The sequence below is a fragment of the Streptomyces sp. NBC_01410 genome, from assembly GCF_045040195.1.
Lineage (GTDB): Bacteria > Actinomycetota > Actinomycetes > Streptomycetales > Streptomycetaceae > Streptomyces.
Map to the genome: position 1 here is coordinate 3,674,381 of NZ_CP109530.1, position 21,918 is coordinate 3,696,298.

At 70.3% G+C, this 21,918-nt stretch carries 16 protein-coding genes and 1 riboswitch; of the genes, 4 read left to right on the plus strand and 12 right to left on the minus strand.

The genetic code is table 11. The features are described from left to right. Nucleotides 1-2: 2 nt before the first annotated feature. Nucleotides 3-177: riboswitch (cyclic di-AMP (ydaO/yuaA leader) on the minus strand. Nucleotides 178-436: 259 nt separating this feature from the next. From OG741_RS16720 to OG741_RS16745, 6 genes are all read right to left on the minus strand, one after another. Further along, nucleotides 437-1,315, minus strand: coding sequence for a transglycosylase family protein (locus tag OG741_RS16720; RefSeq protein WP_405598626.1), 879 nt, complete (start codon nt 1,313-1,315; stop codon nt 437-439). A gap of 112 nt (nt 1,316-1,427) precedes the next feature. After that, nucleotides 1,428-2,834 carry a cytochrome P450 gene (locus OG741_RS16725; protein WP_405598628.1) on the minus strand — a complete coding sequence of 469 codons (1,407 nt, stop codon included), beginning with the start codon at nt 2,832-2,834 and terminating at the stop codon, nt 1,428-1,430. Beyond that, on the minus strand, nt 2,831-3,802 hold the full coding sequence (locus OG741_RS16730; RefSeq protein WP_405598629.1) for a nucleoside triphosphate pyrophosphohydrolase: 972 nt from the start codon (nt 3,800-3,802) through the stop codon (nt 2,831-2,833). Before OG741_RS16730 ends, OG741_RS16725 begins: the two co-directional genes overlap by 4 nt. Before the next feature lie 21 nt (nt 3,803-3,823). Further along, nucleotides 3,824-4,474, minus strand: a complete 651-nt coding sequence (locus OG741_RS16735) for a SurA N-terminal domain-containing protein (protein ID WP_405598631.1) — start codon at nt 4,472-4,474, stop codon at nt 3,824-3,826. A gap of 130 nt (nt 4,475-4,604) precedes the next feature. Beyond that, nucleotides 4,605-5,027 (minus strand): GtrA family protein, encoded by a 423-nt coding sequence (locus OG741_RS16740; protein WP_266475764.1) that lies wholly within the window; start codon nt 5,025-5,027, stop codon nt 4,605-4,607. Then, nucleotides 5,024-6,001: a glycosyltransferase family 2 protein gene (locus OG741_RS16745; RefSeq protein WP_266475762.1), complete on the minus strand. Its 978-nt coding sequence runs from the start codon at nt 5,999-6,001 to the stop codon at nt 5,024-5,026. Before OG741_RS16745 ends, OG741_RS16740 begins: the two co-directional genes overlap by 4 nt. Before the next feature lie 124 nt (nt 6,002-6,125). On the opposite strand from OG741_RS16745, the gene OG741_RS16750 reads away from it, so the two are divergent. Both OG741_RS16750 and OG741_RS16755 read left to right on the plus strand, forming a co-directional pair. Then, on the plus strand, nt 6,126-8,588 hold the full coding sequence (locus tag OG741_RS16750) for a YfhO family protein (RefSeq protein WP_405598634.1): 2,463 nt from the start codon (nt 6,126-6,128) through the stop codon (nt 8,586-8,588). Between the two features lie 184 nt (nt 8,589-8,772). Next, nucleotides 8,773-9,702 (plus strand): class I SAM-dependent methyltransferase, encoded by a 930-nt coding sequence (locus OG741_RS16755; RefSeq protein ID WP_405598635.1) that lies wholly within the window; start codon nt 8,773-8,775, stop codon nt 9,700-9,702. Nucleotides 9,703-9,719: 17 nt separating this feature from the next. Here the strand turns inward: OG741_RS16755 and OG741_RS16760 are convergent, their stop codons facing one another. From OG741_RS16760 to OG741_RS16770, 3 genes are all read right to left on the minus strand, one after another. Continuing rightward, a complete protein-coding gene (locus OG741_RS16760) occupies nt 9,720-11,240 on the minus strand; it encodes a serine/threonine-protein kinase (protein ID WP_405598636.1) in 1,521 nt (506 codons plus the stop codon). Continuing rightward, nucleotides 11,237-11,845, minus strand: coding sequence for a hypothetical protein (locus tag OG741_RS16765; RefSeq protein WP_405598638.1), 609 nt, complete (start codon nt 11,843-11,845; stop codon nt 11,237-11,239). Before OG741_RS16765 ends, OG741_RS16760 begins: the two co-directional genes overlap by 4 nt. Nucleotides 11,846-11,947: 102 nt before the next feature. After that, a complete protein-coding gene (locus OG741_RS16770) occupies nt 11,948-14,047 on the minus strand; it encodes an N-6 DNA methylase (RefSeq protein ID WP_405598640.1) in 2,100 nt (699 codons plus the stop codon). A gap of 196 nt (nt 14,048-14,243) precedes the next feature. On the opposite strand from OG741_RS16770, the gene OG741_RS16775 reads away from it, so the two are divergent. Both OG741_RS16775 and OG741_RS16780 read left to right on the plus strand, forming a co-directional pair. Further along, nucleotides 14,244-15,083: a DUF4352 domain-containing protein gene (locus OG741_RS16775; RefSeq protein ID WP_405598641.1), complete on the plus strand. Its 840-nt coding sequence runs from the start codon at nt 14,244-14,246 to the stop codon at nt 15,081-15,083. Between the two features lie 95 nt (nt 15,084-15,178). Continuing rightward, entirely contained in the window at nt 15,179-15,979 is an 801-nt protein-coding gene (locus OG741_RS16780; protein ID WP_405598644.1) for a hypothetical protein, read from the plus strand. A 57-nt stretch (nt 15,980-16,036) separates the two neighbouring features. Here OG741_RS16780 and OG741_RS16785 read toward each other — a convergent pair whose 3' ends face one another. The 3 genes from OG741_RS16785 to OG741_RS16795 form a co-directional block, all read right to left on the minus strand. Then, on the minus strand, nt 16,037-16,810 hold the full coding sequence (locus OG741_RS16785) for an HNH endonuclease family protein (RefSeq protein WP_405598646.1): 774 nt from the start codon (nt 16,808-16,810) through the stop codon (nt 16,037-16,039). A gap of 293 nt (nt 16,811-17,103) precedes the next feature. Next, complete coding sequence (locus tag OG741_RS16790; protein WP_405598648.1) at nt 17,104-18,657, minus strand: diguanylate cyclase domain-containing protein; 1,554 nt, start codon at nt 18,655-18,657, stop codon at nt 17,104-17,106. Nucleotides 18,658-18,716: 59 nt separating this feature from the next. Next, nucleotides 18,717-21,500, minus strand: a complete 2,784-nt coding sequence (locus OG741_RS16795; RefSeq protein WP_405598650.1) for a response regulator — start codon at nt 21,498-21,500, stop codon at nt 18,717-18,719. Nucleotides 21,501-21,918: the final 418 nt, after the last annotated feature.

Below are 21,918 nucleotides of genomic sequence, written 5' to 3' on the forward strand. Positions count from 1 at the left end.
GAGCTTCTCCTCACCGACGCCTACGAGGTGAGCTGTCGGGTTCGGGCCAAGTGAGTTGCCCGGTCGCACGTCTTGCATGCGACTTCACCCCAAGCCGGTCTCCGCCGTCGATCTCTCAACGGCCGGGCACGGCGCTTACCTTGGGTCCCCCGCTCCTGCCTTCGGCGCTCTGAGCGACGACTACTCCCCCCGACCGACGGCAGGATTCGGCGTGACGGTCAGTGGTGCCCGCGGTGGCGAGCGGTTCAGACCGTAGACACACGACTCCCCGATGTTCAAAGACGAACATCGGGGAGAAATCGCCCATTTCACCGGGTAGGACATATACGTTTCCGCAGGTGACGGGCGGAATGGGTGATTCCGCCGGGGCAGATGCGTCACTTGGGACAAAGAGACCCTTGTCTCACTTGCGCAGAACCGGACATACAGCCGCGAACTACTCCTGATTCAGGCCCAGATCGAGGCTCTGGCCAGGAAGGATGAGGTCGGGGTTGCCGCCGACGGTCTCGCGGTTCTTCTCGTAGAGCTCGGTCCAGCCGCCGGAGAGCTTCTCCTTGTCGACGATCGCGGAGAGGCTGTCGCCCGGCAGGACGGTGTACTCGCCCGGCGCGGCGTCCGCACTGTCGACCTTGTCCGACTTGTCTGCTTCGGTACGTGCCGGCTCGTCGCCCCGGGAGGCGTGGCGCCCCGTTTCGCGCTCGCTGTCCGCACTGTCCGGCTCGGTCTCCTCAGGGGCCGCCTCACCGCGGTGCTTGCCGTCGCCCGCCGCCGCATCGGGGGCCGCGGTCGCCGACCCGGTCGGGTCCGCGGGCGGCGTGGTGGACGGCTCGGCGGACGGCTCGGCGGGCTTGGCGGTCGGCTTCGTGGACGCGGTCGGCGCCGGAGCCGTGCTCTGGGAGGGCGAGGGTGCGGTGCCCGGGTCGACGCCGGTCGCGGCGCCGTCGTTCTGCAGCCCGGCCATCGCCGCACAGCCGGCCCATGCGGCCGGACCCTGCGCGTCGAGGACCTTCTCGGCGACCGCGATCTGCTGCGAGCGGCTGGCGAGGTCGGCGGTGGGCGCGTACTCCGCGCCGCCGAAGGCCTGCCATGTCTCCTGGGACATCTGGAGTCCGCCGTAGTACCCGTTGCCGAGATCGGCGCTCCACATGCCGCCGCTCTCGCAATCGGCGACGCGGTCCCACGTGGAGGCATCGGCGGCGGAGGCCGAACCGGCTCCGAGAAGGGGGATCGCGATGGCCGATCCCGTCACCCCTGCCGCGACAACAATGGCCGGAGCCTGGCGGGGACGACGGTGGCGACCATGGCCGGAGAGCATGCGTTTGCCTTTCGCGTGACTGCTGAGACGGCAGTGAAAGTAGTCGCATTCGAGCGCACATCACAAGTCGATGCAGCGGAGATCACGTGAAAGTCACAGAATTGACAGTCCGTCAGGTTTGCCGAGGCGCGAACTCAACGGGCAGAGTGCGCAATCCACGCATAATCAGGCCCCCACGCCACCGCAAATCGGCCGGATCGCCCGCAAGCCGCAAGTCCGGCAATCTCCTGAGCAGCGTCGCGAGCGCGGTCTGCCCCTCCAGCCGGGCGAGCGGAGCGCCGAGGCAGTAGTGGATGCCGTGGCCGTACCCGAGATGCTGGTTGTCGCGCCGGGAGAGATCGAGGATGTCCGGCTCGTCGAAGCGCGCCGGGTCCCGGTTGGCGGCAGCGAGTACGACGAGTACGGGATCGCCCGCCGCGATCCGCTGCCCGCCGATGGTCAGCGGCTCGGTGGCAAACCGCCAGGTCGCGAGCTCCACGGGGCCGTCGTAGCGCAGCAGTTCCTCGACGGCCGTCGCCAGAAAGGGGTTTCCTGCTGGGGGTCCGGGGGTTACCCCCCGGGAAGACACAGCCTCGACGGCCGTCGCCAGAAGGGGGTTTCCTGCTGGGGGTCCGGGGGTTACCCCCCGGGAAGACACAGCCTCGACGGCCGTCGCCAGAAGGGGGTTTCCCGCTGGGGATCCGGGGGTCACCCCCCGGGTCTCCCCCGCGGCGAGGGACTGCTGCAGACGCTCGCGCTGTTCTGGGTTGCGCAGCAGCGCGTACACCCCGTTGCCGATGAGATTGACCGTCGTCTCGAAGCCCGCGAAGAGAAGGATGAAGGCCATCGCTGCGGCCTCGTTCTCGGTGAGGTGCTCGCCGTGGTCGCTCGCATGGATCAGCCCGGAGATCAGGTCGTCGCCGGGTTCTTCCCTTTTGCGGTGGATGAGTTCGGCGAGATAGCTCCGCATCTTCTTCACAGAGCGGGCGACTCCGCCGCGCGGGCCACCACCGTGGCGGATCATCATCCCCGCCCAGTCGCGGAAGTCGTCCTGGTCCTCGCGCGGGACGCCGAGCATGTCGCAGATGGCATAGATGGGCAGCGGGAACGCGAACTCGTGAATCAGGTCCGCCTCCCCCTTCTCCGCGAAGCCGTCGATGAGCCGGTCGGTCAACTCCTGTACGCGCGGGGCGAATTCGGCGACCACGCGCGGGGTGAACGCCTTCGACACCAGCCGCCGCAGCCGGGTGTGGTCCGGCGGGTCGATGTTCAGCAGATGCGTCATCAGCTCTGCCTTGCGCTCGCCGGGAATGCCCGTCTTCCCCTTGGCGTGCGCGGGCTCGTCATGGTGCGCGGGATTCTTCGAGAGCCGCTGGTCGGCGAGGGCCTGCCGGGCATCGGCGTACCGCGTCACCAGCCATGCCTCGACTCCGCTCGGGAGCCGGGTGCGGTGCACGGGCGCGTTCTCGCGCAGCCAGGCGTAGGCGGGATACGGATCGGTGGCGAACTCCCAGGTGAAGAGCTCGGGCTGAGTACTCACACCTGGCCCTCGACGGCACGGATCGCGTCCCGGTAGGCGCGGGCGGCGGCCCGCAGCGCGGCCTCCGGGTCGGCGCCCTGGGCCTCCGCGCGGATGGCGAGGCCGAGCAGTTCGTAGCCGATGCCGTCGCCGGCGGGCAGCGCCACGTCCAGTGAGGCGGTACGGACCCGGCTCGCGAGCTTCGCCGCCAGCGCGAGACCGGGCTGGCCAAGCGGAACGCCGTCGGTCACCGAGTCGCGCTGCTTCTCGATCGCCTTCGTGCGCAGCCAGTGCGCCTTCACCTCCTCCGGAGTCTCGGCACTCTCGTCGCCGAAGACATGCGGGTGGCGGTGGATCAGCTTCTCGACGATCGTCGCGGCGACATCGTCGATGGAGAAGGGCTCGTCCTCATCCTCCTGCGCGATACGCGCATGGAAGACCACCTGGAGCAGTACGTCGCCGAGCTCCTCGCGCAGCTCGTCGCGGTCGCCGTCCTCGATCGCCTCGACGAGTTCGTACGCCTCCTCGATGCCGTACTTGGCCAGGCCCTTGTGGGTCTGCTGCGAGGACCACGGGCATTCGCGCCGGATCCGGTCCATGACCTGGACGAGATCGAGCAGGCGCGCGCCGGGCAGATCGTACGAGCCGGGGAGCAGCTCCAGGTCCGGCATCTGCACCCGTCCCGATCCGGCGAGCCGGGCGAGACCGTCGGTCAGGGCCCGGTCGCCCTCGCCGGAGGGCAGCACCACGACGGTGCGGTCCCCGGCGCAGGCGTCGACAAGCTCCTGCGCGGTGGGCGCGGCGATCTCGACCCCGATGCCCGCCTCGCGCAGATACGGCAGTTGCGGGTGGGCGTCGTCGGAGCACAGCACCTGGTCGGCGGCGTGCAGCGTCTGCCACGCGGGCCAGGACAGCAGCCCGGGCGCGACGCGGTGGCTCGCGGTGAGCAGGATGATACGGCCGGGAGCGACGGGTGCTTCTGTGGTCACCCGTCGAACCTACCTCGCCCCCTACGCGCCGGTCTCGAGGGTCTCCGGCTCCTTGGTGACCTGGGTGATCCAGGGGGCCTTGTAGGTGCCGAGCTCCAGTTTCTGGTTGTCCCAGGCGCCGAAGCGGGGGTTCACATCGATGTGCAGTGACTTGGCGGCGGCGGTGAAGGCCTGGTTCAGCTTCTGCTGGCCCTCGGGGGTGTTGGTCGCGCCGAGGGCGGTGGCGAGCTTGCTGACCAGGATGTCGCGGCGTACGACATCGTTGAGCTGGTCGGGAGCGACGCCGCGCTGCTGCAGATACATGGCGGCGAGCTGCTCCTCGCCGCCGGACTGCAGCACCAGCTGGGCCCGCCCGTCCTGGATCTCCTTGCGGCTGATCTTGACCCCGGCGTCGTCGGCGGCGCGCTGGACGACCTGGTCGACGATGAGGTCGTACAGCTTGGCCCGGCTGAGCTGACCGCTGTCCTTGATGAGCTGCGCGGACTCGGGCGAGCGCTGCTGGGCGGCGCGCACGTCCTTCACCTTCTCCTGCACGGTCGCCACCTCGATCCGCTCCCCGCCGACGACGGCCGCGGCCCCCGGGTGGGCGTCATTGCCACAGGCGGCGAGGAGGGGCGCGGCGATCAGAAGCGCGGCGGAGACGGTGAGCGCGGTGCGACGGCGGCGGTGCAAAGGAGCCTCCCGGCGTGATTGTGCTTCGGTGCACAAGACCCTGCGGTGATCGATGGTAGGCAGTCCCGGGGGTCTGGGCCACTGATTCGACCAACGATTCGCCCGCGGGTGCGGATGCGAGCGGTACGCGTCAGCCGGCCGACCGGACCGGCTCCGGCTCCCGCTCCTGCATCCGCGCGGCCGGATCCGGCCTCAGCATGATCATCCGGGAGACGACGAACGTGATGGGGATCGCCGACGCCTGCGCGATCAGCGGGGAATAGCGGCTGCTGAGGTGCAGCACATCCACCAGCAGATAGACGCCGCACGTGGTGACCACGAAGTTCGCGGCGTTGGTGAGCGGGAAGAGCAGGAACTTCCGCCAGGTCGGCCGGGTCCGGTACGTGAAGTACGAGGTCAGAAAGAAGGACCCGACCATGCTGAGCAGGAAGGCGAGGACATGCGCGGCGACATACGGCAGCCAGGTCAGCAGGGCCAGGTACAGACCGAAGTACGTCCCGGTGTTCACCGCTCCCACCAGGGCGAATCTGACCATCTGGACCTGGACTGTCATCGTCTTACGAGCTCCCCCGTGCGTTCACGCCGCTCCCCTTCCCGCTGCTGCGGAAGGCCGGCGTTGGTGGCCTTCACCAGGAAGTGCGGTCGCCGCTTCACCTCGTAGTAGATACGGCCGACGTACTCGCCGACCACCCCCAGCATCAGCATCTGTACGCCGGCGAGTGCGGTGACCGCCACGAGAAGGGTGACATACCCGGGGGTGTCCACGCCGTTCACCAGGGCGACACCGACAATCCAGGCGGCATACGCCATGGCGAGCGTGACGAGGAGAAGACCGAGATAGACCGCCGCCCGCAACGGCTTGTTGTTGAAGGAGAGCAGCCCGTCGAGACCGTAGTTGAGCAGTTTGCCGAAACTCCACTTGGAGCGGCCCTGCTCGCGTACCGCATTCTCGTACTCGAAGGTCGTGGTGCGGAATCCGACCCAGGCGAACAGACCCTTGGAGAAGCGGTTGTACTCGGTGAGTTCGAGGATCGCGTCGACGGTACGGCGCGAGAGCAGCCGGAAATCGCCCACGCCGTCGACGAGTTCCACGTCGACAAGGCGGTTGATCAGCCAGTAGTAGGCGCGGGCCGTGAGGGTGCGGGTGACCCGGTCGCCCTTGCGGGTGCGCCGGGCGATGACCTGGTCGAAGCCCTCGTCGTGGAGTTGGAGCATGCGCCTGACCAGCTCCGGAGGGTGCTGGAGGTCGGCGTCCATGATGACCACGGCGTCGCCGTCGGCATGCTGGAGACCGGCCAGCATGGCCGCCTCCTTGCCGAAGTTACGGCTGAAGGACACATAGCGGGTTCGAGGGTCGGCCTCGGCGATCTCCTCGAGGAGAGGGAGCGTCCGGTCCTGGCTTCCGTCGTCCACATAGACCAGCTCGAATTCCTGCCCGAGCAGCGAGAGTTCCGCGGTCACGTGTTCATGGAAGCGGCCGATGATCTCCTCTTCGTTGAAGCACGGGACGACTATCGAGATCAGCACGGAAGAACAACATCCCACCCGAATGTCGCAGGTGGATTCCTCACATGACGCCTGGGCGACCATCCAGTGAACTGGGCTTCCCGCGCGATGATTTCACGATCGGCGCTGGCATATTCGAGGAATCATGTCGACTCTGCATTCCGTGCGAGGCCGCGCCGCCGCCCTCGCCGCGCTGATCACCGTGACAGCCGTGTGCGCCGGTGACGCCGTCGCGCGCTGCTTCCCCTTCGGCCCGCACACCCGCAGCGTGAACGACCTCGGCAATCAGTTCGTGCCGTTTCACGCACATCTGTGGGATCTGCTGCACGGCCGGGCCGGCGGCGGGCTGCTGCTGAACTGGCAGTCGGGATACGGCACCAGCTTCCTGCCGGACCTCGGGACCTATCTGACCAGCCCGTACTCGGTGCTCGTCGGACTCTTCCCGCGGGATCAGATCGACCTCGCCGTCTATGTGGTCACGCTGCTGAAGATGGCGACGGCTGCCGCGGCCATGACCTGGCTGCTGCTGTCGCTGCGCGGAGGCGAGAGTGAGGGCGAGGGCGGACGCTGGTGGATGGCGGGGGTGCTCGGCGCCTCGTACGCACTGTGCGGCTGGTCGGTCGTCGAGGCCTCGTACAACCCGATGTGGATGGACGGCCTGGTCGCCTTCCCGATGCTGTGCCTGGTCGGCGAGTGGGCGCGTACGGCCCGAAGGCCCGTCCTCGGCCCGCTGGTCGTCGCGGTGGCATGGATCGCCAACTTCTACACCGCCTATATGGCGACCATCGGGGCCGCGCTGGTGCTGGTGGTGCGCCTGGCCCTCGAGGAGACCGATCTGCGGCAGCGGCTGCGGGCCCTGCTGCGGGCCACCTGGACCGTGCTGCTGGGGATCGCGCCGGCCACCCCCGTCCTGATCCCGGTCTTCCAGGGCTCGAAGCACGCCTACCCGGGGTGGACGAAGGAGTTCGCGCCCGCGGGCTGGGCCGATGTGTTCGCCCGCACCCTGCCCGCGACGTACAGCTTCTTCACACCCGCCCTCTTCCTGGGCGGCGGAGCCCTGCTGCTTGCCTGCACGCTCGCCTTCAACGGCGCGGTGCCGCGGCGCGAGCGACTGCTGTGGACGGGACTCGCGGCGGCGACCCTGGTGTCCTTGCAGTGGGCGCCCACCCATCTGGTGTGGCATGTCTTCGCGACGCCCAACGGCAGCCCGTACCGGCAGACCTTCGTCTTCGCCGGGATACTCGTGATCGCCGCCTGGACCGGCCTCTCGTACGAATGGCCGGGCCGGCGCGCCCTGCTCGGCGGCGGCGCCGTGGTGGCCGCCCTCGCGCTCACGGCGTCGACCAGCGAGCTGGTCACCGGCTGGACCTTCCCCCTCTTCGCGGCCGGGACCGCGGCGGTCCTCGCCGGTCTGGTGCTGGCCCGGCGCGGAAAGTACGCGCTCGCGGCGCTGCTGCTCTCCGGCGCGCTGGTCGGGCAGGCCGCCGCCACCACCGCGTACGCCGACCGGCAGCGGCTCGGCAGACTGGACGACTACCCGGCCTGGGGCCGGGCGCACAGCGAGCGTGCGGCGGCCGCGGCGAAGGCCGACGGCTGGCCGGAGTACCGCACCGATGTGGGCCGTGACCAGATCACCGGCAACGATCCGATCCTGCTGGGCGGTCAGGGCGGCGGGTACTACAGCAGCCACACGCCCGACGTCTTCACGCGCACGATGGCCGCGCTCGGCGCGGGCTGGACCTCCAACGGCCGCAGTGTGCAGTCGCTCGACAACCCGGTCACCGACGCGATCTTCTCCGTCGGCGCGCGGGTGCGCACCCGGCAGGGGCAGCATCCGGAGGTGACGCGCGCGGCGACGCCGCCGCTGCTGACCGTGCGGCCCGCGGGTCCCGAGCCCCGCTACGACTGGAACCCGTTCCGCAACCAGGAGAAACTCCTCGGCGCGCAGGTCTACGGCTCGCCGGTGAACGGCTCCTGCCCGGTCGGCACCGAGGTCTTCCTCTGGGCGCCGAACTACATGGGCAAGGCCCTGCTCGGCGACGCGCCGTGGGTGTCGCTGCGCGGCGGACAGCCCAAGCGGCGTGCCGCGCTCACCTCGCTGGGCACGGTGAACTCCCCCGGCGAGAAGGTCGGTTACAGCAAGGACCCCCGTCGCACGACCCTCGGCTGCCTGGACCGGGCCGCACTCACCGCCGCCGTGGCGAAGCTGAAGGCGACCGGTGCGGCGTCGATCGAGGTCACGGACAGCGGTGTACGGGCAGAGCTGCCGCCCGGCACCAAGGGAACCGCGGTTCTCGCCGCGCCCCGGATCGCGGGCTGGAGCTGCAACGGCAAACGGGCCGGCTCCTACCTCGGGCTCGTCGCCGTGGAGCTGGACGGCACATCGACGACGGTGGACTGTTCCTTCCGCCCGCCCGGTCTGAAGGCCGGAGCGGCGATCGGGGCCGCGGGGCTGCTGACGCTCCTCGTGATCGCCCTGCTTCCCAGAATCCGGCGGCGGACGCGTCCGACGGCCGGGACGGCGAGCAACAGCGGACCTTCAACAGATGCACTGACTGTTCGTCAACTCGTGCGCGCCGAAGACTCGGGAACTCGGAACCAGCCGTAGGGCGTGTTTCAGAAGTCCCGTCCGGCCCTACGAGGGCACGGAAACCGGTGCGGATCTCCACAAGAGGGACGCGACATTCCGTCGCGACTCCTTCATGGTTCCGCCCCCGCGCGGTCATGAGGACTTCATCTGCAAAGCATCCGGCCTTGGCCCGCGCGGTCGTGCTGCGGCGTAGCGTCCCCGCATGCCCCCTCTCCTTCGCAACCGGCTGGCGAAGCGCGTCCTGAGCCCAGCCCTCACCGTGATCGACCGGCGCATCGAACAGCAGGTGAAGCGTGCCACGCATGCTCTGCGGACCGATGTGGACGCCCTGACCGCACAAGTGGCCGCCCTGACGAGTCCGCAGTACGGACTGAGCCTGCTCGTCGACGGGACGGGTCGAAGCGGCCACCGGACGCCCACCGCCGCCCAGTTCGACACCCTCGCGCGTCAGATCAAGGGCGTCGCGGACGGCACTGAACATGCTCTCCGCAATGTGACCGTCGCCTATCGCACGGTGATCGCCCTGGAGTCACTCGGCGTGGGCCGGCTGGCCGGCTCCACCTCCAACGTGTGCGGCAAGCTCGCCACGGTGCCGCTGCTCTCCCCGCCGAACGGCAATGTCCTCGAAATCGGCACCCTGTACGGGATGTTCGCCGCAGGCCTGATGCGGATGCTGCACCGGTCCGGGGCACAGCCGCATCTGACGATCGTCGATCCGCTGGCGGGTGCGCAGCTGCAGCCGGGCGCCGCCCCGCAGGGCGCTGATCCCACCGGCACGCCGGTGCGCGAGGACGTCGTACGGGCCAACCTGGCGCTCGGCGGCGTCGGTTCGGTGATCGACGCGCGGATCCAGCAGGGCTTCTCGGGCGATCCGGATGTGCGGGCCGCCGTCTCCGACCGGGAGTACGGGGTGATCGTGGTGGACGGCGATCACTCCATGGACGGGGTGCGGGCCGATCTGGAATGGGTCGAGCAGATCGTGGCGCCGGGCGGGATCGTGGTGCTCGACGACTACGGCGACAAGGCCTGGCCCGGGGTCCAGGACGCGCTGGACAAGCATCTGGCGAGCGGGACGTCGCGGCTGAAGCTGCTGGGGCGGGTGTCCACCTCGGCGTATCTGCGCGCGAGCTGACCGACGCCTCCTGGCAGTCACCCTCGGTGGAACTGCCCCTGCCGGTCGAGCGCACGACGCAGCTCGACCGGCAGGGCGTGGTACGGCCCGTACGCACGCTCCGTGTCGTAGAGCAGTCCCTGCAGCTGGAGCCGCGCCGCCGTGTGGTCGCCCACCGCGAGCAGCAGATTCCCGATGCGGTGGCGCACGTCGAAGGCGCGGCCCGCATCGGCGCCGCCCGACCGGTGGTTCTCGTAGTACGGCAGGACGGCGCGGTACTCGGCGAGCGCGGCTGCCGCATCGCCCAGCTGCTCCAGGCACTGCGCGGCCTCGTAGCGGAACTGAAGCGTCTGCTGATCGGCCGGGCCCGCCTCGGCGGCCCGGTCGTCCGCGAGGCGGCGCAATTCCGGCAGCGCACGGCGGTACTGGCCGTCGTCCATCAGCGTCGTGGCGTACTGCTTGCGCAGGATCCGCACGACCGGGGAGTGCTCGCCGTGCTCGGCGGCGGCGGCCGGGAGGATCCCGCCGAGGATGTCGACGGCCCGGGTGATGCTGCCCTCACCGAGCAACCGCTTGACCTCGTCGACGGCCGCGGCGACATCGGGCCGGGGCGTCGGCGGCGCGGGTGGTGCGACGGGCGGCGGGGGCGCGACGCGGTCGGGCCAGGGGGCGTGCGGGCGCAGGAAGGGGCGGGTCGGATCGAGCGGCCCCTGGGGCGTGCCCCGGCCGGGCAGCAGCGGCATCAGCGCCTCGTACACGTCCTGCGCTCCGGCCGGCCTGTGCTGCGGGTCCTTGGCGAGCAGCCGCAGCACCAGCGCTTCGAGCGGCTCGGGTATCTCGGGGCGGAGCCGGCGGACCGGGAGCGGCGGCTCGTAGAGATGGCGGTGCAGTACGCCCAGCGCGGTGGAGCCGGCGAACGGGACGTTCCCGCTGAGCAGTTCGTGGAGCAGCACACCGAGGGCGTAGAGATCGGTGTACGGACCGACCGCGCCGCCCATCGCCTGCTCGGGCGCCATATAGGCGGGGCTGCCGATGGGCGAACCGGTGTGGGTCAGGCGCGTGGTGTCCACGTCGATGACGGAGGCGACGCCGAGGTCGAGCACGGTGACGGTGCCGTCGGGCTTCACCATCACATTGCGCGGCTTGAGGTCGCGGTGGACGATCGGCACGGCGTGCACGGCGGCGAGCACGGCGCACAGCTGCGCGGCGACACAGACGGCCCAGGGCCAGGGGTAGGGCTCGTGCTCGGCGAGGTGGTCGGCGAGGTCCGCGCCCTCGACGTACTGCATGACGAGAAAGAGGTCGTCCTCGTCGCTGCCCGCGTCATGGACGGTCACCAGGCCCGGGTGCGAGACCTGGGCGGTGACCCGGCACTCGCGCACGAAGCGGCGGCGCATCTCGTCGGCGCCGCTGGCGGCGGCCATCCGGTCGGGGCGCAGCAGCTTGACGGCGACGCGGCGGTCCAGACGCCGGTCGTACGCCGTCCAGACCTGTCCCATACCGCCCTGGCCTATGACGGTCGAGAGCTCGTAACGGCTCGCGATGACACGTCCGTTCACGGGCCGGGCTCCTTGCGGTCCTTACGGAGGTAGTCGCTGAGTTCGTCGAGCTCGGCGCGGACCTGGTCGATGCGCGGCTTGTCGGACGAGGTCTGCGAGGCGGGTGTCTGCGGCGGCTGCGGCGGCACGGACTGGGCGGGAGGAAAGCCGTACCCCGGCGTCGGCGTGTGCGGTGCCTGCGGGATCTGCTGTGCCACTGCCGGCGGTCCGTACGGCACGGTCGTCCCGTAGTACGGGGACGGGGACTGCGACGGCGGCATCCGGCGGACCGCGTCGTGCCTGGTGTCCGCGTACAGGAACCAGCCCACGACGACCAGGGCCACAGCCAGCATGGTGCCGATCGCGATGTCCGACCGGAGCATCCGCAGGTCTTCGGTGGGGTCCGACAGGACCGTGCCGAAGCAGGCGACGAAGGAGGCCAGCACGACACCGAACAGCACCCAGTCCCGGGGGCGCTTGGTGACCAGCGCGAGCCGCAGCATGGTGCCCCACGAAAGCATTCCGCAGCTGAAGAGCGGCAGGATCGCGAAGAGCACCCGCAGCACGATCACCGACGCCGGTATGTCGCGCGGAGGCTGCGTCGGCACGTAGCCGTGGCCATGCATGGGTGCTCCTGAATGCCTGGGGACGAGGCGGTCTGAGAGGACGAGCGTATACACCGACGCCGACATCGGCTCCGGGGTTGTACCGAACCGTAGTGGAACCGATCAGGCGGTGACCGTGCCGTCCGTCAGTCCGTCGTACAGCCCTTGGACCAGCTGCTCGCCGAGCCGGCCGGCCGTCCGCAGCGCGTCCTCGAAGTCGGCGAGCGCGCGGAAGCGTTCCCCGTACCGCCGCTGGTCGGCGAGCGCCAGACGCGGCAGCTGAAGACGGCGCACGTCGAGGCGGGTCGCGGTCGAGGCGTAACTGCTGGCCTGGCGGTTGTTGGCGGTGCCGCGCAGGAAACCGGCGAGGAACCACGGGTCGAGCGCGGCCGGATCGGGGTGCAGCAGCTGGAGGTTGCGGCCGAGGGCCGCGCCCGCGGTGGCCTCGTCGACGACGCGTACGACGGATCCGCCGCCCAGCACGGGCACGACGACATCGCCCTCCTCGACGCGTACGGGTTCCTCGTGCGGCCCCTCCGGGAGCCTGCCGGACGGCGCCGTCCCGGCGAGGACGTCGTGTTCGGTGAGTACAGGCACGGGCTCATGGCCGGCCGGAGCGGTGCCGGAGCCGCCCGCGCTCAGCACGAGCGCGCCCGCGCGGGCCAGTTCACCGACGGTGGTGGCGGGCCAGGGCGCGGGCTCCGTGGGCTCGGCGGGCGCAGGGGTGAGCTCGCCGGTCAGCCGGAGCGTGTCGGTGAGCCGGTCCCGTACGCGCAGCAGCTCGTCCGCGCCGCCGCCCGCCGCCGGGGGCGGCAGATGCCGGGCGGGGGCCAGATCCACGTCGTCGTCGAGGAGTTCGATGACCGGCACCGAGCGGCTGACGCCCGGCCGCTCCTCGGCCGTGCCGTGCCGGTCGAACGGCGCCCAGGCGTCGAGCACCGCGCTCTGGACGGCCTGCCAGTCGAGCTTGTCACGGCCGGCGCCCGCCCCGGCCGGCTCGGCGGTGTCGACGAACAGCAACTCCGGGGCCGGGGCCTGGCCCGCGTCGGGCTTGCGCAGCACCCAGAGGTGGAGGGGGATGCCGTACGGCGGCGCGGCACCGGCGGGCAGTGCGACGACGGCACGCAGGGCGCCGCGGCGCAGCAGCCCGGCGCGGATCCGGCGGCCGGAGCGGCGGGACGCGGCGGCCGGGGGCATCAGCAGGACGGCCGTGCCGCCGGGGCGCAGCCGGGCCAGCGCGTGCTGGACCCAGGCCAGTTCGGACTCGGTGCGCGCCGGGAAGCCGTACTCCCAGCGCGGGTCGTAGCCGAGTTCTTCGTGGCCCCAGTTGCGCTCGTTGAAAGGCGGGTGGCACAGCACGGCGTCGGCAGTCAGCTCGGGGTACGCGTCGGCGCGCAGGCTGTCGCCGGCCGCGGCCCGCACGTCGGCGTCGGTGTGCAGAGCCAGCCGGAGCGCGGTCAGCGCGGCGAGGTCGGGGTCGGCCTCCTGCGCGTACAGCACGGCCGGGCGGTCGACTGCACGCAGCAGGGTGCCGGTGCCGGATGCGGGGTCGAGCACGGTGCCGGCCGGTCCGGTGAGGGCCGCCATCAGCGCGGCGGGCCCGGGCGGCGTGAGGGTGTACTGGCGCGGGTTGGCGTCGAGGTGACGGCCGAGCAGGAACTCGAACGCCTGACGGGCCCCGATCCCGGCGGCGAGCTCCCCGGCGGAGCGGAGGAGGCGAATGTCGGCTCCGCCGGCGGAGGAGGCGCGGGGTTCGGGGCGCAGCCCCGGCGGGGTCCGGGTCGGGGGCGGGGTCCGGGTCGGCGCGGGGAACAGACCCACCCGGGCCTCCCCGAAGCGCGCCGCCAGGACCTGCTCCAGCGCCGTGGGCAGCAGCTCGGCCATCCGCTCGTCCGCGGCGGCGGTCAGCTCCTGCCACGTCGTCGGCCGCTCCCGTACGAGCAGCAGCGCGCACCCCACGTGGACCAGGGCGCGCACGGCGCCCGCCGGATGGTCGGCGACCTGCTGCCAGACCCGTTCACGCAGCGGGACTTCGGCCAGTTTGCCCTGGTCACGCAGCCAGCGCTCGATGTCGGCGAGCGCGAAGGACGGACTGGTCTCGCTGCCGCCGACGGGCTTGGGGAAGTCGGCGTGTCTGCGCCGCCAGTTGCTGACGGCGGCCCGGCCGACCCCCGCGAGCCGTGCGATTCCGGCAGCGGTCACCTCTGCTGCGTTCTCCGGCACCCGGCTGACTCCCCTCGTCCTTACCGCCGCTGAGACGCCGATTCTAGCGGGTGAACCGAAGAGCCCACTTCACACCGAGCTGTCGAGTTGTTCAAGGATTACTGGTTGACTCGGTTCACAGGCTCTGCTGTGATGTGACCTGTCGCCACACGAGCTCTCTCGACGAGCCCGCCACGCACTCCCGGGGGACACACCTATGTCGCACTACACGCAAGCGCCTCAGCCCGGCCCGCAGCAGCCCTACGGCGGCCCCGGGCAGTACGCGACCGGCAACCCCGCACGCAACGGCCTCGGGACGGCCGCCCTGGTGCTCGGCATCATCGGCACCATCACCGGCCTCATCCCGTTCCTGTTCTGGCTGGGCTGCATCCTGGGCCTGCTCGCCCTGGTCCTCGGCCTGTTGGGCCGCGGCCGTGCCAAGCGCCATGAAGCCACCAACAAGGGCTCGGCCACCGCCGGGGCCGTACTGGGCCTCGTCGCGATGATCGTGGGCGTGGGCGTCGGTGTGGTGACGGTCAGGGCCGTGGACGACGCGGTCGACGAAATCAACAAGGCCACGGAGAACACCGCCCCGAAGGACGCGTCGCCCGGGAACAAGGGCGGCGCAGGCGCCAAGGGCGCCGGCGAGGCCACGGCCAAGAAAGGCGAGAGCCTCGCGGCAGGTGACACATCGGTCTACGACGACGACGTGAAGGTCACCGTGTCGGCGGCCACGTCCTTCTCGCCGGGCGAGTTCGCGATCGGCCACACCGCGGGCAACAAGGCCTACCGGGTCACGATCGTCATCGAGAACGGCGGCAAGAAGAAGTTCGACGCCAACCTCGTCGGCGCCGACGCCCGCGCCGGCAAAGACGGTGTGACGGCCGAGCAGATCTTCGACGACAAGGCCGGCAGCGGCTTCACCGGCACGATCCTGCCCGGTAAGAAGGCCACGGTGCAGTACGCGTTCGACGCCCCGGCCGACGCCAAGTCCCTCACGGTCGAGGTCACGCCCGGCATCTCGTACAACCCGTCCCACTGGGAGCTCACGCTCTGACCCGCGGGTCCAGCGCTCCTGGCGTCCCCTGACCGCCAGGACCCCGCGCCCCTCCCCCTCCCTCCCCAACACCTCTTCCTTCTCGGAGAATCCACATGTCTGTCACCGCTCCGCGCCGCCCCAGGCGCATCGCTCTGGCCACCCTGTGCACGACCCTCGCGCTCGCCGCCGCGGCGTGCGGCCCCTCCGACGGCGACAGCCGGGACACCAAGGGCGCGCCGGCCAAAAGCACGAAGGCCAAGGAAGGCGCATTCGGCGGGCAGTCCGGCCCGCAGATCGCCAACAAGGCCTTCAAGGCGACCAAGGGGGCCACCTCGGTGACCGTCGACTTCGCCGCCCGGACGACGGACGGCAACATGAAGGCGTACATGTCCATCGACTCCAAGGGCGACTGCAAGGGGACGCTCTCCACGGGCGACACCGGCACGGCAGAGCTCATGAGGGTCGGCGACGACGCCTACATGCGCTTCGACGAGGCATTCCTGCGCAGCCAGAACGAGGGCGGCTCGGCCGAGGAGACCGCGGCGGTGCTGAAGATGCTCAAGGGGCGCTGGGTGAAGTCGGACGCGTCGTCGCCGGAGGACAAGGAGCAGCTGGAGTTCTGCGAACTGAAGACGTTCCTCGGGCAGTTCGAGGAAGGCTTCAACCTGATGCGCCGGGGCGAGGAGACAACGGTGAACGGCCAGAAGGTGCTGACCCTGACGGAGAAGGACGGCGACACGAGCTACAAGGTGTACGTCGCGACCGAGGGCGAGCCCTATGTGCTGAAGGTGGAGCAGAAGGGCGGCGAGGAGCCGGGCACGATCACCTTCTCGGCCTTCAACAAGCCTGTGGGCGCGAAGAAGCCGGCGGCCAAGGACATCGTGGACCTCGACGAGGAGGGCGCGGCCCAGTAAGCCGGTCCGTCCCGGCAGACTGACCACCCGCGGCGTTCCGGAAGCCCCATGCTGCCGTCATCCGCCGCACTGCGTGAGCATCGTCCCCTTGTCCGCCGCGGTCACCGGCAGTTCGTACTTGATCGCCACCTGCGCGACCCGTACGGCATACGCGCAGCGGATCCGCTTGTTCGGGGGCAGCCAGGACGCCGGGCCCGAGTCGCTCTTCGAGCTGTTGGCGCGGCCCTCCACCGGCAGGAGATTCAGCGGGTCGTTCGCGAGCTGCTGACGCTTCGCCCTGTCCCAGTGGGCCGCGCCCATCTGCCAGCCGTACGAGAGCGGAATGACGTGGTCGATCTGCACGGCGGCGGCCTTCTGCTTGCGCCAGTCGATGACCGTGCCGGTGTACGGGTCGTACAGGTCCATCGCAACGACCACGCAGTCGGAACCTGAACGGAACTGCACGTGCCGCCCATGGAGTTTCAACAAGTCGTTCCGCGTGTCACAACCATTCCTCGCCAGCGGTACCCCGTCCGCCGTGTCCATCCAGGCGTAGCCGAAGCGGTCGCGGGCGTACCCGGTCTTGGGGCCGCGGCCCTTGGTGGTCACCTTGCCGATCAGGGCGCGGGCAGCAGCCCGGTCCTGTTCGGAGGCGAGGGGGGCGAGGCCGGGCCTGGTGCCGTCGGGGTTGGCGAGGGGGCTGGTACCGGCGCCGGTGGCGGCCGTGGCGTTCGTGGGTTCGGCGGCGCCGGGCAGCCCGGTCCCGTCGCAGGAGGAGAGCAGCGCGGTGGCGGCGACGGCCGCCAGGCCGCCGGTGAGTGCGCGCGATATTCGGACCCCGAGTCTGTTCACGTGCGTAGGTTACTGACACCGGCCCCAAGTCCTTTTCGAAATAGGTGCTTTCGTGCCGCTATCGCCCGCACCGGAAGATCCGGAGGTTCCGGCTCGCGGAAGGCGGTGGGGGCGCGTAGCGTCGAAAGCACCCTGGTCCTCTGCGGAAGGACGTACATATGGGGACGCCGACACAGCGATAGACCAAAGACACAGACACATACGCACCGCCCGCGGAGCCGAGCCGGCCCCCGCGGGCGGTGTGGCGTATCCGGGCCGCGCCACCCCTCACACCCTGCCGATGCCGAGGGTCGTCAAGAGATGTCCCGCTCCGGTGATTCGAAGAACGCGGCCTGGTTCTTGCCCGCGGTCTTGGCCTTGTACAGGGCGGTGTCGGCGTCCCGCAGCGCCTCTGAGGGCGGGGTCGGCCTGGTGATGCTCCGTGCTCCGACGCTTGTCGTCACGTGGACCGCATGGCCATGGGCGAGGGTGAACGGGTCCTTGAAGGCGTCGAGGATCCGTCTGGTGTTGTCGTGCAGGGTGCTCTCGTCCACGCCGTCGACGAGGAGCGCGAATTCGTCTCCGCCGAGCCTGGCCACCATGTCCTGCTTGCGGACCCTGGCCGTCAGCCGCTGTGCGACGTCGACCAGCACTTCGTCACCGGCCGAGTGCCCCAGCGTGTCGTTGACGTCCTTGAAGCCGTCGAGATCGAGCATCAGCAGTCCGCTGGGGGAATCGGCGGAACACCGGCCGAGAACGGACTCCAGGCGCTCGTTCAGCAGTGCTCGATTGGCCAGACCCGTCAACGGGTCGTGGGTCGCCTGATAGCTCAGCTGCTTCTGAAGCTCTGCCTGCTCCTGCAGTGATGCCGACAGGGCCTCGGCCTGCGTCCGTGCTTCGGTGGCCCTGCCCTGGGCGTACTGGGCCAGGAACGCGATGCGCAGCAACAGCAGCAGCGACAGGCTCGCCATCAGGCCGACGACCACGGTGATGTTCAGGGGCTGGTCCCGAATGCCATCGACATTGACCAGCACGATCATCGGCCCCATCAGGATGAGCGCGATCAGGATGGACAGCCGCCGCCGGGGCAGCTTCTCCTGCTCTTCCGCCACCTGTGTCGGCCGGGCAACGGACGAGTGCAGCGCCGCTGCCCCCAGCAGGAGGGAGGAGACCATCCACCCCACTTCGGCCACGTCCTCCGGGATCACGGTCTCGGTGGCCAGCGTTCCGTAGTAGAGGCCGTCGGCGGCGAGCAGGACCAGCAGCCAACCGATGACCAGAATAAGCGACGGTGTCCGCGTGCCGGTGGTGAACATCAGCCGCGCGGCAATGGACAACAGCACCAGGTCGGTGACGGGATAGACGATGGTCATCGCGAGCGGCCAGGCGGACATCTCGCTGCGCAGGTAGGGGGCGATGATGAACGCCCATGACAGAGTCCCTGCCCCCAGCGTGACGATTCCCGCGTCCAGCAGCCCCGCCCAGTGCAGGCGGCCTGCCTGCTCCCTGGCCAGCGTCACCAGGCCCGCCGTGAACAACAGGTAGGTGCCCAGGTAGAGCCAGTCGGCCACGCCCGGGAAGGGAACCTCGACCCCGCGGACCTGATACCAGCCCCAGATGGTGTCTGCCGCCGCGAACGGTGCCATGGCCGCCGCGAACAGGTACCACGGAAGGACCGAGGGCGGCTTGTTCCTGATCACCCCCACCACTATCGCGAACACGACCGACGCGGATATCACCACGGGCAGCATGTAACGCGCGGCAGAGGAGGTGACCAGATAGGCGACGATCACCGCGGTCCCTGCCGCCGCGTACGCCCAGGCCGCCGCTTCGCGGCGGGAGGGCAACGGGACGTCAACCTTGTCCACAGGTCCTCCTTCTCCGCTCCCGCCGGCACGCGCCCGGGCGGCGGCACGCGGGCGGGTCCTCATCCAGATCCCTGGCCGGGGAGGTGGGAGCGGAGCGTCTCGAGGATGCGACAGGTGCGGTCGAGTTCGTCCTGGAGGCGCGGAGCGGTCTGGGCCAGTGAGGCCGGTGCTCCGGCCTCGGCGTACTGCTCCAGCTCCAGGCAGCAGGCAGCGAGGCTGTGGGCTCCCATGTTGCCGGCAGCGCCTTTGAGGCTGTGTGCCTGCACTGCGATCTCGGAGGTGTCGTGGCGGTCCAGCGCGTGGAAGAGTGCGCTGGTCATCTCGGGGGCCCGGACGAGGAAGTGGTCCACCAGCCGGCTCACCAGCTCGTTCTCGGCAGGGGTGCCGGTGCCGCGCAGTTCGTTCAGCCGCTGCTCGATGGAGAGGCGCAGGCCCTCGTTGTCGGACGGTGGCTGGGTGGGGTGGACCCAGTGGGTGAGGGTGTGTTCGAGCTCGTCGGCGGTGACGGGTTTGGAGATGTAGTCGTCCATGCCCGCGGCCCGGCAGCGGTCCCGGTCCTCGGTGAGGGCGCCGGCGGTCATGGCGATCACCGGCAGACGACGGCCGTTGTCCCGTTCCCGGCGGCGTAGTTCCTGGGTGGCGCTGTAGCCGTCCATCTGGGGCATTTGGCAGTCCATCAGCACGGCCTGATAGCTGTGTTCCTCGGTCATCCGCAGGGCCTGGATGCCGTCGGCGGCGGTATCGGCGCTGTAGCCGAGCCGGGTGAGGATGCCCAGGGCCACCATCTGGTTGATCTCGTTGTCCTCGACCAGCAGGACATGGCCGCGGTGGGCGTGCCGGACCGGGGCGGGTGCCGGCGCCGCTGCCGTGACCACCGGCGATGTCAGGGTGGTGAGTTCGACCAGGGCGTCCATGAGCTGGGACTGCTGGATGGGCTTGGACAGGCTGAGCGGGATCCCGGCCGCCTGGAGCTCGGCCGCGGGCAGCGTGGTGCCGGAGGTGAGCATCAGCAGCCCCAGCCGGCCGATGGTCTGGTCGGTGGTGATCCGGCGGGCGAGTTCCAGGCCGTCCATGTCGGGCATCTGCATGTCGAGGAGGGCCATGTCGTAGGGGCGGCCCGCGGCCGCCGCCTCGTGCAGGGCCACCAGGGCGTGGGGGCCACCGGCGACCGAGGTCGGCTGCATGTGCCACCTGTGCAGCTGAGCGTCGAGGATCAGCCGGTTGGTCTCGTTGTCGTCGACGACCAGGACCCGCCGTCCGCGAAGGGTGTCGGGGTGCGGTGGGGCCGGGGGCTGTTCGGGGGTGTCGGGGGCGCGCACGGGTACGGTGAAGAAGAAGGTGCTGCCCTGGCCGGTCCGGCTGGTGACGCCGATGGAGCCGCCCATGGCCTCGGTGAGCCTGCGGCAGATGGCCAGGCCGAGGCCGGTGCCTGCGTAGCGGCGGGTGGTGGAGGAGTCCGCCTGGGAGAAGGCGTCGAACATCCGCTCCTGGTCGGCCTCGGCGATGCCGATGCCGGTGTCGGCCACCTCGAAGTGCAGCCACGGCGCATGCGGTGCGGGTGCCTGGGACGGCGCCGGGCGGGCGCGCAGTACGACCTCGCCGGACGTGGTGAACTTCACCGCGTTGGAGGCCAGGTTGAGCAGGATCTGCCGCAGCCGGCCCGCGTCCCCGAGCACCATCGCGGGCAGGTCGGGATGGCAGTCGCTGAGCAGTTCCAGGCCCTCGGCCTGGGCGGTCTGCGCCACCAGCGAGACGACTTCCTCCACCAGCAGCTGGGGACTGAAGGCGACCTCGTCCAGTTCGAGTCTGCCCGCCTCCAGTTTGGAGAAGTCCAGGATGTCGTTGATCAGCGACAGCAGTGCCGTCCCGGCGGCCTGGATGCCCTCCGCGTAGCGGCGCTGTTCGGCGTCCAGCTCAGTGCCCAGCAGCAGGTTGCCCAGCCCGATGACGCCGTTCATGGGGGTACGGATCTCATGGCTCATCGAGGCGACGAACTGCGACTTCGCCTGGGATGCGGCAATCGCCTCGTCGCGGGCCTCTGCCAGGGCGGCTTCGGCCTGCTTGCGCTCGGTGAGGTCGCGGATGAAGGCGTTGAAGCAGCGCGCCTTCGCCGACTTCAGCCGCCACAACGCCAGTTCGACCGGTATCTCGTGGCCGTCGCGGTGCAGCGCGGTGAGCTCCCGCTGACTGCCCAGTACATGAGCCTCCCCGCCGGACAGAATCCGCTGCAGACCGGCCGTGTGCGCGGCGCGGTACCGCTCAGGAATGATCGTCTCCGTCAGCGGACGGCCCATCACCTCGTGGTGGCTGAACCCGAACAGCCGCTCGGCGCTGGCGTTCCAGTCGATGACCATGCCGTCCTCGTCGATGGAGACGAAGGCGTCCCGGGCGGTCTCGATGACCGAACGTGCCTGCCCCTGCAACAGGAGCAGCGCTTCCTCCCTGCGCCGCTGGCCCTCCGCCTCGCGGACGAACCCGCGCACTTCGAGGGGCTCGCCTGCGTCGTCCCGTACCACCCAGGACGTCGCCTCGATCCATACCGAGTGCCTGTCGGCGTGCCGCAGACGCAGACAGACCGCCACCCGGCCCTCGCGGAGCAGATCCCGCTCCGCCCACTCGTACTCCTCCACATCGCCGGGGTGCACCCAGGAGACCATCGACGTCCCCTCGATCTCCTCGACCGGGCGGCCGAGCAATGCCTGCGCCGGCGGGGACACCTCCTGGTAGACGCCGTCGACCGTCCGGCGGAAGACCATGTCCGGAGAGTTCTTCACCAGCAGCCGGAACCGCTCCTCGTCGTCCGCCGCGTACTGCCTGGGCGGTGGTGTGGGCTCCCGTTCCATTCCGCCTCCACATGTTATGTACGGCCACTGGGCACGGCCGGGCCTCCCGGCTGACCGGCCGCGACGGCTCCGGGTGCGGCGCGGCGTCCTCGAACGACGGGTGATCAGCGGCGTCCGGCCGCGGGTGCGCCACCTCGGACCGCGAGGCCGCACACCCACGCAGCGGTTGCCGGGACCGGCACCGTGCGCACCGGGTGGGAAACGGGAGCAGACGTCCACCCGGGTGACGATCACCGCAACCGGTGCGGGTGACCGGCACCCACCCGGCCACCATCTGACGTCTTCACACCCATGAGCCATGGGTGCGGACGGAGATCAAGCGATCCTCTCCAGGTGCCAACGGACACCTCCAGCGAAGAACGAACCACTGAAGATCGCAAGCCGAGCCTCTGGCCGCGGCGTGAGGGCGACGTGGTGC

Coding starts and splice junctions, on each gene's coding strand:
- OG741_RS16775 (WP_405598641.1), top strand. CDS start 14,244: ATGTCGCACTACACGCAAGCGCCTCAGCCCGGCCCGCAGCAGCCCTAC.
- OG741_RS16795 (WP_405598650.1), bottom strand. CDS start 21,500: ATGGAACGGGAGCCCACACCACCGCCCAGGCAGTACGCGGCGGACGAC.
- OG741_RS16755 (WP_405598635.1), top strand. CDS start 8,773: ATGCCCCCTCTCCTTCGCAACCGGCTGGCGAAGCGCGTCCTGAGCCCA.
- OG741_RS16750 (WP_405598634.1), top strand. CDS start 6,126: ATGTCGACTCTGCATTCCGTGCGAGGCCGCGCCGCCGCCCTCGCCGCG.
- OG741_RS16780 (WP_405598644.1), top strand. CDS start 15,179: ATGTCTGTCACCGCTCCGCGCCGCCCCAGGCGCATCGCTCTGGCCACC.
- OG741_RS16740 (WP_266475764.1), bottom strand. CDS start 5,027: ATGACAGTCCAGGTCCAGATGGTCAGATTCGCCCTGGTGGGAGCGGTG.
- OG741_RS16720 (WP_405598626.1), bottom strand. CDS start 1,315: ATGCTCTCCGGCCATGGTCGCCACCGTCGTCCCCGCCAGGCTCCGGCC.
- OG741_RS16765 (WP_405598638.1), bottom strand. CDS start 11,845: ATGCATGGCCACGGCTACGTGCCGACGCAGCCTCCGCGCGACATACCG.